This is a genomic window from Shewanella sp. HL-SH2, assembly GCF_051164935.1.
GTDB classification, from domain to species: Bacteria; Pseudomonadota; Gammaproteobacteria; order Enterobacterales; family Shewanellaceae; genus Shewanella; species Shewanella glacialimarina.
On sequence record NZ_CP195035.1, the window covers coordinates 1,142,619 to 1,157,840 of the forward strand.

Sequence of the window (15,222 nt, forward strand, 5' to 3'; positions counted from 1 at the left end):
AATTTAATTCTGTTAGCTATCCATTAACCCAATGCGACCATTAACTGTGCAATCACAATTAAGACCCCAATAATACCTGCTATTATCAGTGCCGGCATGCCACCCATCACTTGATAACCACCTAAGTTCTGAGGCCGCTGCTTTAGTGCCATCACGATCGGTAAAAATATGATCATCACAACTAAAGGAATAGCCGCAAAACCTAATACTTGAAAGAAGCCATCTGGATAGAATAAAGCACATAATAATGGCGGAATAAAGGTAATTAACCAGGTTTGAATACGGCCAGCGACATCACTTCGAGCACGAGTCAGTTCAGCCACATAATCAAACAGACTCATGGTGACGCCTAAAAATGAAGTGATGAGTGCGAGGTTGGCAAAAATATCAATAAATTGGCTGACAATTTGTGACTCAACTAACCCTTGTAGTGCCATTACCAGTTTAGGCAATGAGCCCCCAAGTTGATGAACTGTGGAGCCACCTAGCGTTCCTAATGTGACCAATAACCATAAAATGTAGCAAACTAATGGAATTGTAGAGCCAATTAACAGTACTTTACGCAGTGATATTGCATCACCATCAAGATAGCGCACAATCGTGGCAATACACACATGGAAACCAAATGAGGTAAACACCACAGGAATAGCAGCTAGCCATAAGTGAGTTAACTCATTGCCTTGAGCGACTTCACTCATTGTGTTAGTCAATGCAACAGCTAAATTAACATCTGGCAGTAAAAAGGCGACCACTAATACCAATAATACCACCATGGCGGTAAACAGCACTCGAGAGACTTTATCTATCCAGCTAACACCTACAGCAATAATGCCACCAAAAATGACGGTGAATAATAGCACTGCTGCTTGATTACTTAAGTTAAGACCTAATGGGGCTAAGCGGGTTTCCAGTAGGGAGGAGCCACCCATTAAATACACCATGGTTAAGGCGAATAATAAACTTAAAAACGATCCACCTTGAATTAATTGCCCTACCTTACCTAATGTTTTACCGGTAATGGCATGGACATTATCGCCTATACCGGTACGTAAATTGATTTCTAACATGAGTAAAGAGGTGTATGCAGAGATGCCCCAAATGACAATGAGCAGCAAGATAGCTGGGACGATCCCCAGTGCCGCAGTGGCTAAAGGTAATGCAAGCATGCCACCACCAATAGCAGTACCAGCGACTATCGAAATAGATCCAAGTGTTTTAAAATTCACGAACGCGTCCATATAGTTATTGTTTTATTGCAAGCGACATTAGCAGAAGGCAAACAGCTCAAGCAAGAAACTTAGTCGTTTAAAGAATTTTTGCACTGTGTAGAAACAATTACATAACATTTAGCCCGCCAACATCAAAGCCAATATTTGTATTGTGCATTCATTAGCTGGCTTGGGAATTAGGAAATGAGAAGAAGGGCATTATGATGTTGTATGCCTTTTAAGTTTGGGTTATATTGCAGCCCTCGTTTTAGGGGAGTAGCTAGCTTTAAGTTGTTGCCATCAATAACTTTTGGCGTTTATATCAACATAATTGGCCATATTGCCATGGTATAAACAACAAAGAAGCCCTTTGTTAAGCAAGACCTAGTACGGTAACAGTAGCTTAGAGGGCTTGCTGTTGCTTGTGCTTGGTTTATATGCCCTCTAATAACGCTAGGATTTTCCCTTGGAAGCACTTCTTACTTCAACCTTTACCGTGGCTATTGCTGAAATTGGCGATAAAACTCAACTGTTAGCATTATTGTTAGCGGCGCGTTTTCGCAATAAATCAGCCATTGTTCTAGGTATTTTGTTGGCAACACTACTCAATCATTTTGTCGCGGCTTGGGTCGGACAGTTTGCTATTAGCTGGCTTGATCCTCAATGGGCTAGCTATGCCGTTGCATTGTCATTTTTTGCTATTGCCCTATGGGTTCTGATACCCGATAAAATGGATGAGGATGATAATAGCTTTTATAAACTAGGCGCGTTTATGGCTACCTTCATTTTGTTCTTTATTGCCGAGATGGGTGATAAAACTCAAATTGCCACAGTCGTATTAGCGGCTAAATATGATGCACTTGCCATGGTGGTAATAGGCACTACATTAGGGATGTTAATAGCCAATGTGCCAGTGGTATTACTGGGTCATTTTAGTGCTGATAAATTACCGATGAAAATGATCCACAGAACTTGTGCAGCTTTATTTGTGGTGCTCGGCGTAGTCACTCTATTGTATGGCGTGTGATCGCTACAAAAGCCGATTCTATTAAGTGTGCGCTAATCGGCGTTATCTATTGCTTAAAAGTGCTTAAATTATAGTCAGTCGATAATCGGGTTGGGGATTAGATTTACTTCAACCTAGATTAACCATTGAAAATAAATGTAGAGGTTGAGTTATGCAAAGACATGGGATCACAATAGGAATTGAGCGTCATCAACAACACTTTTTTATCATTATGAAGGTGGTGGGTAAGCTCACCCATGAAGACTATCAAATTATTACTCCGATACTGGATGATGCATTAGCGCAAGTTGCTAAGCCTAAGATGAACATGTTTGTGGATATAAGCGAACTTGAGGGCTGGGAGTTACAGGCCGCTTGGGATGACTTAAAGCTTGGAGTTAAACACCGTACCAGTTTTAATAAAGTGGCTATTTTTGGTGACCAAAATTGGCAAGATTTAGCTGTAAAAGTGGGGGGATGGTTTATTAACGGCGAGATGATGTCTTTCAACGACAAACCTCAAGCTTTTGAGTGGTTGCAAGATTAACCACCCTTATTTGATTACTTTAGACTGCCATGTTATCTATTTACTCGACTATTAACTTACAACTTATTGGCAGCTGATTAACTTGTTCAATCGTCGCCTGTTGTTGATGAGTCCATAGGCTAGTATTCTGCGCCTGGTATTTAGCGCCAGAAGCCGTACGGGTTAATAGTCCTAATTGGGATAAATTTGCTGGAGGCACGCTAGATGTTTTTTTCGCCTGACTGTAGCTGAATACTGCGGCTGGGATGACGGTATTATTATAAAAATAGGCTGTTAATTTGTTCTGTGGATCATGGCCACATTGATAATAAGTTGCACTTGGCACCTCTACAGCGCCTGCTAGAATTTGTAGCTCAGTTATACGAGATTGGTAATTAAGCTTAGTACATTCTTTAGGGTTATTGGCTTTCCAGCAATCATTACGGCCTTTAATCCAGCCTCTTTGCTCAGCTTTAATCTGGTTAACTTGCTGCCCATCGACTTGTGAAACTAATTGGCTGAAAAGGGGCTGTAACTGAATATCCAGTAGAGCCAACTCTTCAGATTGGCAAATAAGCTTCTCAATAGACCCGCGTGCTTTATTGCACTCAAAGCTAGGCGCTTGAGCCACAGACGTAGCGGCGTAGCTCTGCGCAATTGGAGTTAAACCAATCACAGTTAAACCAACCGCAGTTAACCCAACAGCAGCCAAAGCCGATAAATTTTTCATCAATGTATTTCTCTATCCATTATTCATGACAGACCATAATGACGTAATCACTAAGGTGTCGCAATTTAAGATAGCTAATTACACAGTAAAAATTTAGGCAGTCGTATTAATATTGTGACCTGCATTGCCAACAGGTGCTGGAGGCGCTGCTGCTTCAATAAGTTGCAGTGCCATTTGACCTTCCACTTTTTGTTGATCCTTCGCCATAACAGCGGCTTTCAAGCTATGGCCTGAATCAATATTTGCTGGCATGTTGCTTGGAGCGTTTACCGAAATTGTCATATAAACCTCACTTTTATTAAATAATGGTTTTTGTATTCTGTCTATTTGTATATCGGCAGGCGTATTGAATACTGTAGCAAAGATATCGGATTAATATGCTTCCCTAACAAAATATAATAAATTCTTGGCAAAGTATTCTCTGTTGTTGGCAAATATTATAGATTGTGCACAACTAGAATATGTTATACTTGAGCAAATTTTAAAGGGAATATTTATGCCATCAGCCAACCCATTAGCACTTGAAAATCAGGTGTGTTTTTCATTATATAGCGTCACTAATGCGATGATCCGTGCTTATCGCCCTTTGCTTGATGAGTTATCACTGACATATCCGCAGTATTTAGTCATGTTAGTGTTGTGGAAAGAGGCGGGCATAAGCGTTAAAACCTTGGGCGAGCGATTGCATTTAGACTCAGGTACGTTAACCCCCTTACTTAAGCGCTTAGAAGTAAAAAAGTTAGTAATACGAGGCCGTAGTGAAGAAGATGAGCGAGTTAGAGTATTACACCTTACCGAACAAGGCCAAATGCTACGCCAACAAGCTGAATCAGTCCCTGAAATGATGCGTTGTAAAGTGGGTGGCGATCTGGCACAACTTCAGCAGCTTAAAAGTTTATGTGATAACGCGTTAAAAGTACTTAATTCTGATAAGGCATCAAGTTGTGAAGTGTGAGTTTTTTGAAAAAGGTCATTGTTTATCCTGTCGTGATATTCAAATCCCTATGTCAGAACAGTTACAGCATAAAATGACCAAACTACAGCAGTTTTTTGGCCAATTGCCTGTTGAGCAATGGCTTGAGCCTATTGCAAGCCAAGAAAATCGTTTTCGCAATAAAGCTAAAATGGTGGTGTTAGGTGCAGCACATCAACCTATTTTAGGTATTGTCGATCCCCAGGGGCAGCCCATTAGTTTATGCGATTGCCAACTCTATCCTGAAGATATGCGGCAGCTATTACATAGATTGCAATTGTTTGTGCAACAAGCGGGAATTCCGCCGTATCGAGTCGATAAAAGTAAAGGTGAGCTTAAATTTATTCTGCTCACCAGAAGTTATATCTCTGGTGAATTTATGCTGCGCTTTGTGCTGAACAGTGAACAGGCAATTTCACGAATTAAGCGAGAACTACCTCAGTTACAGGCTGAATTTCCTAAAATCAGTTTAGTGTCGGTTAATATTCAACCTGTTCATATGGCGATTTTAGAGGGCGATCAAGAAATATTTTTAACCGATCAAACCCGTCTTGCTGATCGCTTTAATGATGTGCCTTTATATATTCGTCCTAAAAGTTTTTTTCAAACCAATCCACAGGTAGCTGAGCAACTTTATCAAACTGCTCGAGAGTGGGTCGCTGCATTTAATCCACAACATATTTGGGATTTATTTTGTGGGGTGGGTGGATTCGGACTGCATTGTGCAAGTGGCAAAATTCGGTTAACTGGGATTGAAATTGAGGCCGAAGCGATCGAGTGTGCCAAGATGTCTGCCGCAGAAATGGGTCTAGAGGACATCAGCTTTAGGGCGTTGGATTCAACCGACTTTGCTAATGGGATCGCAGCAAATGATAAACCTGATTTGATTATTGTTAATCCGCCAAGGCGCGGAATAGGCGAGTCGCTTTGTCAGTCATTAAGCGCATTTTCACCTAAAGCGATAGTTTATTCGAGTTGTAACCCAATCAGTTTAGTGAAAGATTTGGCTATGATATCAGGATATAAAATTACCAAGGTGCAGTTGTTTGATATGTTTCCACATACCGACCACTATGAAGTGCTGGTGATGTTAGAAAAGAACTCTCTTTGTCATTAAGTATTCATAATAGTGTCATAAACTAAATCGATATAAGAATATTAGGGACTCAGCATGTGGCAAATTTTTAGTCGTTTTTTAGCATTAGGATTAATTAGTTTCGGTGGCCCAGCTGCACATATTGGTTATTTTAGAAAAACCTTTGTACAAGATTTAAATTGGCTGGATGATAAGCAATACGCCAGTTTTGTCGCATTGAGCCAGTTTATGCCAGGGCCTGGTTCAAGCCAAGTTGGCTTTGCGATTGGTTATCATAAAGGTGGATTGCCCGGGGCATTTGCAGCATTTTTAGGTTTTACACTTCCTTCATTTTTACTGCTATTTCTATTTGCTATATCCACTGCCAGTTGGTTGCAATTGGACATGGTTGCAGGTGCTATTCACGGTTTAAAATTACTTGCTGTTGTTGTAGTCGCTGATGCTACTCTGGGTATGTTTAAGCAATTTTGCCAACGTAAAACGGCGCAATGTTTAATGGTAGCCACTGTCGCGTGTATTTTATTATTTCCGGCATTATTAACACAAATCGTGGTATTAATTGTTGCGGCTATTATTGGTGCCTTAGTTCTGACTCGCGGTGAAAATACCTCCCCTGATACACCTGAAATAAAGTTGAATTTACTGTGGTTAGCTATTTTTGTTTTAGGGTTAATTGCTTCTTACTTTTTAGCATCTCAGCCCGATAGTCTTGGGCAAATTTTTGGACAGTTTTATCAAGTTGGCAGTTTAGTGTTTGGTGGCGGCCATGTTGTACTGCCGCTACTTGAGGCTAATGTTGGCGATCTTGTTACCCAAGATAGGTTTTTAACCGGCTATGCGCTAGCACAGGCTGTACCTGGGCCTATGTTTACTCTGGCGACGTTTCTTGGGGCTGATATTTGGCAAGAATCACCCATTTTAGGTGCACTTTTCGCCACCATCGCTATTTTCATCCCCGGATTTTTATTGATGTTAGTGGCATTAAATAGCTGGGGAGCCATTAGTCAACGTCCGGTTATCGCTGGTGGACTAGCTGGAGTGAATGCCGCAGTGGTAGGGTTACTGTTTGCCGCCTTGTATCAGCCTGTTTTTAGTAGTGGTGTGGCGAGTTCACTCGATATGGCATTGGTGGTAATTGGCTTTGGAGTATTAAAAATATTTAAGCCTAATATCGTGTTGCTTGTTGCCGGCTTTGCAGCTTTTGGCGCACTGTTAAGCTTGTTGTGAGCTAGCATTAATATCCGTTGTATCACGCTTTTATTACCACAGTAGAACCTGGTTCAGTGTTTGTCATGGCAAGCGTGTTGGGAAAGTTAGCCTTAAGCCTGCCAATGATTAACGATTCATTTTTTTTACAAATACCACGACGAATAATGCAATCGTAAAGCTACCCGTAAAGGCCTCGATTGCCGCAACCAATTTGGAGTAGCCAATGGGTGTAAAGTCGCCATAACCTAAGGTGGTAAAGGTAACAACTGAATAGTAAATGCAGTTTAGAAGCAGCTTAATGTTTTGGCTAATGCTATTGTCGAAGTTGAATTGATGGATTTGTTCACCATAGCTAAGACCGGTGAAAAAGAAACAGATTGCAATCAGTGCCATAGAAAACCCTATCACTCGAAGAGGGGCTTCACCATAACCACACAATAGATCAATTGACTTAGATATCATGCGTTTTGATGACCACTTAGGCATCTGATGTCGTCGCATTATGAGCTCGTTACGCATAAAATGTCCGGCCATGGCAAATAAGCCTTCACGATCGGCAGCTTTACGTAAGTCACGATATATCTCTTCAGACTGTTGGTAATAATCCAAGGCAATTTCTATTTCTCCCAACCTATCTGCTTTACGAGCCATACGTTCTTGCTTGATTTTCGTTCCCGTATAAATGTTTTCAATTTTGGCACCTTTCCATTTTACGCCTAATAGATTGGTGTTGGTTAGGTTGGCGCAATGCATATTGGCATCACGTAAATCGGCCTTCATTAAGCTAGCTTGTTCAAGGTTGACATTGAACATATGTGCGCCTTGAAGGTTAGCTCGATATAGCTCTGCATGACTCATATCAAAACCTGTTTTTGCATGATGTTTAACTAAGTCAACACCCGTTAAATTTGCCCGCTTTAAACTAATGCCGCGAAGCATTCCTCCGCTACGAGCAAAAGCTTCAAGCCTAGCTTTGTCGTCAGGCTTGTTTTTAATACTGCGTGGGTCATGCCAGTAACAAAGACCTGAAGGCTCTGCAGCTTCATGGCAGGAAAATCCTTCATCTTCGTGGTAGCAACAAGTTGGGTTATCTGAGTTCATTATTACAGTATAGCTAAGCTATAAAATCTTGATAAATTCAGTTGAAATATATTCGACTTAATTAACCCCACTTCGGTCTAGGTTTAGTGCCGCGCATGGGGTAAAATACGCCGTTAAACCTTTTGTTAACCGCTATTTTTTAAGTTGAAAATTCATGTTTGAAGTTAATCCGGTAAAATTCAAAATTAAGGAGCTGGCCGAGCGCACAGAACTTCTTAGGGGGTACCTTTGACTACGCTGCTAAAAGTGAGCGTTTAGAAGAGGTTAGCCAAGAGCTTGCAAGTTCAGAAGTATGGAGTGAACCTGAGCGTGCCCAGGCGTTAGGGAAAGAGCGTTCAGCCCTTGAAGCGGTTGTAAAAACCATTGATGATATGGATTCTGGCCTTGAAGATGTCGCTGGGTTATTGGAATTAGCCATTGAAGAAGACGATGAAGAAACCTTTAATGATGCCAGTAACGAAATTGCCGAACTTGAAAAGCGTCTAGCAGATCTAGAGTTTCGCCGTATGTTTGCTGGCAAAAATGATGCTGCAAGCTGTTATCTTGATATTCAATCAGGTTCAGGTGGAACAGAAGCACAAGATTGGGCCAATATGGTACTGCGTATGTATTTACGCTGGGGCGAAGCGCATAACTTTAGCCCAGAATTGATTGAAGTTACCGCTGGGGATGTGGCCGGTATTAAAGGCGCTACCATTAAGTTTACCGGGGAATATGCGTTTGGCTGGATGCGAACTGAAACGGGTGTACACCGTTTGGTGCGTAAGTCGCCTTTTGATTCATCAGGTAAGCGTCATACTTCTTTTTGCTCGGTATTTGTGTACCCTGAAATTGAAGATGATATTGAAATTGATATTAATCCTTCTGATTTACGTATTGATACTTACCGCGCATCAGGTGCGGGTGGTCAGCACGTTAACAAAACGGATTCTGCAGTACGTATTACCCATATTCCAACCAATACTGTGGTGCAGTGTCAAAATGACCGCTCACAGCATAAAAACCGTGATTCCGCTTTTAAACAATTAAAAGCTAAGTTGTACGAGTTGGAAATGTATAAGCAAAATGCTGATAAGCAAGCCGCTGAAGACGCTAAGTCTGATATTGGTTGGGGCAGTCAAATTCGTTCATACGTTTTAGATGACTCCCGCATTAAAGATTTACGTACCGGTGTTGAAAACCGAAATACCCAAACCGTTTTAGATGGCGATTTGGACAAGTTTATTGAAGCTAGCCTTAAATCTGGCCTTTAACGAGAGAAGAAGATGACTGAACACACTCAAGATGAAAATAAGTTAATTGCAGAACGTCGTGCAAAATTGGATCACATCCGCACGAATTGCCCAGCAAATGGTCACCCAAACAACTTCGATCGAAAACATAAGGCTGCCGATATTGAAGCTGAGTTCGGTCACCACACCAAAGAAGAACTAGAAGGCATGGGCATTCAACGCTCTATCGCTGGTCGTGTTATGGCTAAGCGCGGTCCTTTTTTAGTGATTCAAGATGTGAGCGGTCGTATCCAGGCTTATGCGGGTAAAGATGTTCAAAAAGATTTGAAAGAGACGTTTCAGGGGTTAGATATTGGTGACATTATTGGTGTTACCGGTCAACTTCACCTGTCAGGTAAAGGCGACTTATATGTCAACATGGAACAGTATCAGTTACTGACTAAAGCATTGCGTCCATTACCTGAAAAATTCCACGGTTTAACGGATCAAGAAACACGTTATCGTCAACGTTACGTTGATTTGATTGTCAATGAAGATTCACGTAATGCTTTTATTATGCGTTCTAAAGTGGTTTCAGCTATTCGTAACTTCATGATCAAAAAAGAGTTCATGGAAGTTGAAACACCAATGATGCATAGCATTCCAGGCGGTGCTTCAGCACGTCCTTTTGCCACGCACCATAATGCATTAGATATGGCGATGTACTTGCGTATCGCGCCTGAGCTTTACCTTAAGCGTTTAGTCGTAGGTGGTTTTGAGCGAGTATTCGAAATTAACCGCAACTTCCGTAACGAAGGTTTATCACCACGTCATAACCCAGAATTCACTATGATGGAATTCTATATGGCATACGCTGATTTTAATGACCTTATGGACTTAACCGAAGAAATGCTAAGCTCTATCGCGACTGAACTTTGTGGTTCTCCACAACTTCCATACGGCGAGCATACTGTTGATTTTGGTGGCCCTTACGCACGTTTAAGCATGTTAGATGCGATTAAGAAATACAATCCAGACAATGCTACCATTCAGTCAATGACCTATGAAGAAGTTAAAGACGTTGAATTTATGCGTACCCTTGCCAAAAGCATTGGAATGAAAATTGAGAAGTTCTGGACTTGTGGTCAATTGTTAGAAGAAATCTTTGGCGAAACCGCCGAAACTCAGCTAATGCAACCTACGTTCATTACTGGTTATCCAGCGGACATTTCACCGTTAGCGCGTCGTAATGATGACAATCATTTTATTACTGACCGTTTCGAGTTCTTTATTGGCGGTCGTGAAGTCGCTAACGGTTTCTCTGAGCTTAACGATGCAGAAGACCAGGACAGTCGCTTTAAAGCGCAGGTTGATGCTAAAGATGCCGGTGATGATGAAGCAATGTTTTATGATGCAGATTACATTACAGCACTAGAGCACGGCTTACCGCCTACAGCGGGTCAGGGTATTGGTATCGACCGTTTGGTGATGTTATTTACTAACACCCATACCATTCGTGATGTGATTTTATTCCCAGCGATGCGCCCACAGGGCTAATCTCTGTAATAAGTGTTCAAAGCTTACATAGAAAAACCAGCCAATAGGCTGGTTTTTTATGTTTAGTAAGATCACCTAATCAAATTATGAATAATAAAAATGGCCCTTGATGGGCCATTTTTATTAAGCGAACGATATTACGATTATTGGCTAATTAAGCCGTTGTTAATCGCAATAACATCATCTTCATTCAATGTGCCTGCAGCTTGCTTTAGTGCTACGATTGAATTGATGTAACCATAGCGTGCATCAGACAATTTACGCTTTGAATCGTACAAGTCACGGGTACGATTTAATACATCAACAATAGTACGGGTACCGACTTCAAAACCGGCTTGAGTTGCTTTTAGTGCACTTTCAGACGAGACCACTGATTGCTCATATGCTCTGATCGAACTAATAGAAGCATTGACGTTGTTAAAGTTGTTACGCACATCTTTAACGACACCACGATGAGTTTGTTCTAGTTTTTCACTGGCTTCAACATATTGATATTGTGCTTTCTTAACCTGTGAAGAAACTTTGAAGCCTTCGAAGATAGGTACACGTAAAGTAATACCAATATTAGCGTTGTCATAGTCAGGTGTAGGTTGTTGATCAAGTCCTTTGGTGTAACCCGCATCAAAATTTAGGGTCGGCATATGGCCAGCTTGATAAAGCTTAATTGTCTCACTAGCAATGTCTTTACCAATACGCTGTGCAAGTAATGATAAGCTGCTTGTTTCTGCCATTTTTAACCAGTCGCTAGAGCTAGCAGGTGCTGGAGTGCCCGCTGAAAAGCGGTTGGTGTCGAGAATGTTAATTGATTTATGGTCGATACCAGTGATTTCACGCAGAGCTTCATAACTATTGGCTAACGTGTTCTCAGCTAAAATCTCTTGTGCAGAAGCTAAATCGTATTGTGCCTGAGCTTCGTGTACGTCAGTAATCGCAGTTAACCCCACAGCAAAGCGCTGCTTAGTCTGTTCAAGTTGGCGTTCGATAGCCGCTTTTTCAGCGCCTTGGAATTCAAAGTTATCTTTAGCTGTTAATACGTTGAAATAAGCATTAGTCACGCGAATGATAAGCGACTGAAGAGCAGATGCATAAGACGCATCGGCTTGCGATGCAGCCATTTCAGCAAGGTCTAAACCAACCCATGCACTGTGATCGTATATTAACTGGCTTAGTTTTACACCACCGGTAAGTCCAGCCGGTTCAACTCTTGGTTCACCTTCATACTTATTCCATGCTTTGGAATAACCGACAGTTGCGCTGATTGTTGGCAGTAAAGGAGCGCGGTTTTCTTCAATGCTCTCGTATAATGCATCACGCTGAGCTTGTGCTTGCAATACAACTGGATCGCTGGTGAGAGCCTGTTGATAAATTTGCATTAAATCGTCAGCTTGTACAGTTGGCGCGAACACTGCAAACGATAACGCTGCGTATAGAGTACCCATTTTGAATTTCATTTTCTGCCCTTTTAGACAATGCTTAAATATTGTAGTTAAAGATATAACGAACTAATTATTAAACCTATCTATTATTGATGGCATTAGCCTGGATAGGTCGATTTCAGTACACTTAATCAAATGATTAAAGTGGCAAATACTGGCAGCCTTATCGCCATTTTAAACGCGATTGCGATAAAGCTTAAATTTTGTAAACACTATTAGTTTAGAAAAAGCATAACAAATGACGGTATCTTAACGTATTTGCATTTGTGCAATATCACTTACAAAAAGTGATTTTTTTCTAAGCTTAAGTATCTTATAGTTGGCCAAAGTGAGCTTTTATTCAATAGACGTAAAATGCTACTTATTCGACTATTAAAAACTTATCGATTTAAGTCAACTTTGAAGTGTAACAGATTTTATTTCACACTAGGCAACCTCAACAATAATTCAATTCATTTCATCTTATTATGCGGTGAATACTTTCTTAACCATATATCCATTTAACATTGGGTTTTTTATGAAAAATACAATACCGACAGTAAATTTTGATGCCGACAATGACTTTGAACTCTTGTCTAAGCGAGTGCTCTACCAAGGTTTTTTTCGGTTAGACGAATATCGCTTTAAACATAAGTTGTTTGCAGGTGGCTGGAGTGGTGAAGTCACTCGAGAAGTATTTGAGCGCGGCAATGCCGTTGTGGTATTGCCATATGATCCAATTCGAGATCAAGTCGTATTAATCGAACAGTTACGCGTGCCTGCATTAGCAACGACTAAATCAATCTGGCTTCTTGAGCTTGTGGCAGGTATGATCGAGCCCGGCGAAAAACCAGAGCAAGTTGCGACAAGAGAGTTATTTGAAGAGTCAGGCTTGGTCGCTAGTCATATTGATTATATCAATAGTTATCTTGTTAGCCCCGGCGGTACAAGCGAGCGTTTTTACATGTACCTTGGGCGAGTCGATGCTAGCCAAGCAAATGGCATTCATGGACTTGATAGCGAAAATGAAGACATTAAAGTTCATGTGGTTAGCCGTGAGCAAGCTTATGATTGGGTGAAGTCCGGTCGAATAGATAATGCATCAACGGTTCTGGGTATACAGTGGTTAATGTTGAATTATCAGCAATATCTGAATCAAGTGGATTAGGTTAAAACAACTGGTTACATATTTGAGGTGAAGTGAATCAATTGGCACAGCTAAGTTCGCAAGATAAGAGTAGATATCAACCCAATGTCAGTGCTTTTTTAGCATTGTGCGGGCGAAATTATGCGCTGATTTTAAAATGGTTGCCAGACGTGATTGAAACCGATACATCTTGGGTAGTTGAAGGTGAGTTTGGTTCACTGGCTATTACATTGATTGAAAACACTCGATATACCCAATTAGTTGAGATCTCGCGAAGTTTACCCCATAGCTTATTTGTATCATCCCCGAAAGTGGTGGTGAGAATATATCATGATGCTCAATTAGCAGAAGTGTTAACTAGCCAACAGATTTTTAGTTTTAAACCGGTATATGATTATCCTAATATACACATGCATCAGGCAGATGAAAAATTTCAAGTGAATGCATTTTTAGAAGAACTACTTAAGATAGGTTGTCACAGCATTACTTTTTAGTGACTTGCTTGAAAACTATATATTTGGGAATTGTACGTGCTGAAACCAGCTGTTAAATACACTTTTGAGGAAAATCAATCGGTGCGATTGGTCCAGGTTACGGATCCGCATCTTTTTGCCGATCCTGAATCTCAGCTTTTAGGTGTAAACACAGCTAATAGCCTGCAAGCGGTTATTGATACTTTCATGGCTTCTTCTGCAACAGCTGACTTAGTGATCGCCTCTGGTGATATTAGCCAGGATTACTCAGCCACTTCTTATCATAATTTTGTTCGCCAAATATCATCCACCAAATTACCATGCCACTACTTACCTGGTAATCATGACGATCCTCGTATGATGGCGTTACATATGCAGGGGGACAATATTTTTGGTCAGCAACGGATTATTGCTGGCAAATGGCAAATCCTCATGTTGGATTCCACGGTGCGTGGTAAGCCTGGCGGATTTATGGGGGAAGAGCAGTTTTCGATCATTGATGCCGCAATTAATGCTGAGCCAGATAAACACGTATTACTGGCCATGCATCATAATCCTATTTTGATGCAATGCGGCTGGTTAGATCAACACTGTATGGCGAATGGCAGCGACTTTATCCAAAGAGTCAGTCAATATCCACAAGTCAAAGGTTTACTCTGGGGGCATGTTCATCAGCAAGTAAACCAGCACCACCAAGGCCCACATGGGGCAATCGCATTAATGGCGACCCCTTCTACCTGTATACAATTTAAGCCTTTATCCGATCATTTTGCTTTAGATGGCGTTCAACCGGGTTATCGTTTGCTGGAGCTGCTTTGCGATGGTAGCATTCACACTGAGGTTCATCGTGTTGCGGGCGATCATTTCACACCAGACAATGAAGCCAGCGGTTATTAACTTCTTTCGACACACTATTCAATAAGTTTTGTGAATGCGCGTTAATGTTAATTAACCGTTGCGTGAGGATATATGCTGCTTTATATACATGGTTTCAATAGTTCAAATCAGTCAGATAAAGCGCTGAAAACAGCAAAGTATATCAAGCAATATTATCCCGATTTAGTATTTTTTCAGCCACAAGTGCCAACATCAATCCATGAAGCGATGGCATTATTAACTAAGATAACCGAACAAGCATTTGCCAATGGCCAGCCACTTCGATTTATCGGCTCATCCCTTGGTGGCTATTTCGCCAGTTTTTTAGCCGAAAAGTATGGTGGGAAAGCGGTATTAGTAAACCCTGCAGTAAAACCGTATGATTTATTTGAAGAGTTTTTAGGACCCCAATATAATCCCTATATTGACGAGCATTATCAGGTACTACCTGAAGATCGTATAGCCGTAGCGCAATATGATACAAATGTCATTAACCACCCCGATAGATTCTTGGTTTTGTTGCAAACTGGTGACGAAGTGTTAGATTATCGTCAGGCTGTGCACAAGTATCATTGCTGTGAATTACATCTAGAACCTAATGGCGACCACAGTTTTGTGGGATACGAGCAACAGCTTGATAAAATTTGTCGATTTCTTCAGCTGCCTTAATAATCAACACTCTGCTTTATAGCTG

The 15,222-nt window shown here is 41.1% G+C and carries 16 protein-coding genes and 1 riboswitch; of the genes, 11 read left to right on the forward strand and 5 right to left on the reverse strand.

Annotation, left to right across the window (positions count from 1 at the left end; all coding sequences use genetic code 11):
- Positions 1-23: 23 nt before the first annotated feature.
- A complete protein-coding gene (locus tag ACRWP9_RS05010; protein ID WP_434928195.1) occupies positions 24-1,226 on the reverse strand; it encodes an aromatic amino acid transport family protein in 1,203 nt (400 codons plus the stop codon).
- Positions 1,227-1,467: 241 nt separating this feature from the next.
- A riboswitch (yybP-ykoY riboswitch) is annotated at positions 1,468-1,583 on the forward strand.
- 91 nt (positions 1,584-1,674) lie between these two features.
- On the opposite strand from ACRWP9_RS05010, the gene ACRWP9_RS05015 reads away from it, so the two are divergent.
- Together ACRWP9_RS05015 and ACRWP9_RS05020 are read left to right on the forward strand one after the other, a co-directional pair.
- A complete protein-coding gene (locus tag ACRWP9_RS05015; protein ID WP_226411318.1) occupies positions 1,675-2,235 on the forward strand; it encodes a TMEM165/GDT1 family protein in 561 nt (186 codons plus the stop codon).
- A gap of 151 nt (positions 2,236-2,386) precedes the next feature.
- Positions 2,387-2,761 (forward strand): STAS/SEC14 domain-containing protein, encoded by a 375-nt coding sequence (locus ACRWP9_RS05020; protein ID WP_226411316.1) that lies wholly within the window; start codon positions 2,387-2,389, stop codon positions 2,759-2,761.
- Positions 2,762-2,801: 40 nt separating this feature from the next.
- Here ACRWP9_RS05020 and ACRWP9_RS05025 read toward each other — a convergent pair whose 3' ends face one another.
- Both ACRWP9_RS05025 and ACRWP9_RS05030 read right to left on the reverse strand, forming a co-directional pair.
- The gene (locus tag ACRWP9_RS05025; RefSeq protein WP_226411314.1) at positions 2,802-3,470 is read right to left on the reverse strand and encodes an MliC family protein; all 669 of its coding nucleotides are present in this window, start codon (positions 3,468-3,470) and stop codon (positions 2,802-2,804) included.
- Positions 3,471-3,563: 93 nt separating this feature from the next.
- Entirely contained in the window at positions 3,564-3,752 is a 189-nt protein-coding gene (locus ACRWP9_RS05030) for a cytoplasmic protein (RefSeq protein ID WP_226411312.1), read from the reverse strand.
- 214 nt (positions 3,753-3,966) lie between these two features.
- On the opposite strand from ACRWP9_RS05030, the gene ACRWP9_RS05035 reads away from it, so the two are divergent.
- The 3 genes from ACRWP9_RS05035 to chrA are packed head-to-tail and all read left to right on the forward strand — an operon-like array spanning position 3,967 to position 6,766.
- On the forward strand, positions 3,967-4,425 hold the full coding sequence (locus ACRWP9_RS05035) for a MarR family winged helix-turn-helix transcriptional regulator (RefSeq protein WP_434928196.1): 459 nt from the start codon (positions 3,967-3,969) through the stop codon (positions 4,423-4,425).
- Positions 4,415-5,560 (forward strand): 23S rRNA (uracil(747)-C(5))-methyltransferase RlmC, encoded by a 1,146-nt coding sequence (gene rlmC, locus ACRWP9_RS05040; protein ID WP_434928198.1) that lies wholly within the window; start codon positions 4,415-4,417, stop codon positions 5,558-5,560. Before ACRWP9_RS05035 ends, rlmC begins: the two co-directional genes overlap by 11 nt.
- A 54-nt stretch (positions 5,561-5,614) precedes the next feature.
- Positions 5,615-6,766 carry a chromate efflux transporter gene (gene chrA / locus ACRWP9_RS05045; protein ID WP_434928200.1) on the forward strand — a complete coding sequence of 384 codons (1,152 nt, stop codon included), beginning with the start codon at positions 5,615-5,617 and terminating at the stop codon, positions 6,764-6,766.
- Positions 6,767-6,874: 108 nt separating this feature from the next.
- Here chrA and ACRWP9_RS05050 read toward each other — a convergent pair whose 3' ends face one another.
- Positions 6,875-7,849: a pentapeptide repeat-containing protein gene (locus ACRWP9_RS05050; protein WP_434928201.1), complete on the reverse strand. Its 975-nt coding sequence runs from the start codon at positions 7,847-7,849 to the stop codon at positions 6,875-6,877.
- Positions 7,850-8,003: 154 nt separating this feature from the next.
- Between ACRWP9_RS05050 and prfB the strand changes: the two genes are divergently transcribed.
- Both prfB and lysS read left to right on the forward strand, forming a co-directional pair.
- Positions 8,004-9,102, forward strand: a protein-coding gene (prfB, locus tag ACRWP9_RS05055) for a peptide chain release factor 2 (RefSeq protein WP_434928203.1) whose coding sequence is annotated in 2 segments (ribosomal slippage) — positions 8,004-8,078 and positions 8,080-9,102 — 1,098 coding nt in all. Because the reading frame shifts where the segments join, the coding sequence is not laid out codon by codon here.
- A 12-nt stretch (positions 9,103-9,114) separates the two neighbouring features.
- On the forward strand, positions 9,115-10,617 hold the full coding sequence (gene lysS, locus ACRWP9_RS05060) for a lysine--tRNA ligase (protein WP_235086544.1): 1,503 nt from the start codon (positions 9,115-9,117) through the stop codon (positions 10,615-10,617).
- 143 nt (positions 10,618-10,760) lie between these two features.
- Here the strand turns inward: lysS and tolC are convergent, their stop codons facing one another.
- On the reverse strand, positions 10,761-12,068 hold the full coding sequence (gene tolC, locus ACRWP9_RS05065) for an outer membrane channel protein TolC (RefSeq protein WP_434928205.1): 1,308 nt from the start codon (positions 12,066-12,068) through the stop codon (positions 10,761-10,763).
- Positions 12,069-12,570: 502 nt separating this feature from the next.
- Between tolC and nudF the strand changes: the two genes are divergently transcribed.
- The 4 genes from nudF (at position 12,571) to ACRWP9_RS05085 (ending at position 15,197) form a co-directional block, all read left to right on the forward strand.
- Positions 12,571-13,200, forward strand: a complete 630-nt coding sequence (gene nudF / locus ACRWP9_RS05070; protein WP_434928206.1) for an ADP-ribose diphosphatase — start codon at positions 12,571-12,573, stop codon at positions 13,198-13,200.
- Positions 13,201-13,241: 41 nt separating this feature from the next.
- Complete coding sequence (locus tag ACRWP9_RS05075) at positions 13,242-13,673, forward strand: DUF1249 domain-containing protein (protein ID WP_434928933.1); 432 nt, start codon at positions 13,242-13,244, stop codon at positions 13,671-13,673.
- Positions 13,674-13,709: 36 nt separating this feature from the next.
- Complete coding sequence (gene cpdA / locus ACRWP9_RS05080) at positions 13,710-14,549, forward strand: 3',5'-cyclic-AMP phosphodiesterase (RefSeq protein WP_226411296.1); 840 nt, start codon at positions 13,710-13,712, stop codon at positions 14,547-14,549.
- Between the two features lie 72 nt (positions 14,550-14,621).
- A complete protein-coding gene (locus ACRWP9_RS05085; protein WP_434928207.1) occupies positions 14,622-15,197 on the forward strand; it encodes a YqiA/YcfP family alpha/beta fold hydrolase in 576 nt (191 codons plus the stop codon).
- Positions 15,198-15,222 lie beyond the last annotated feature (25 nt).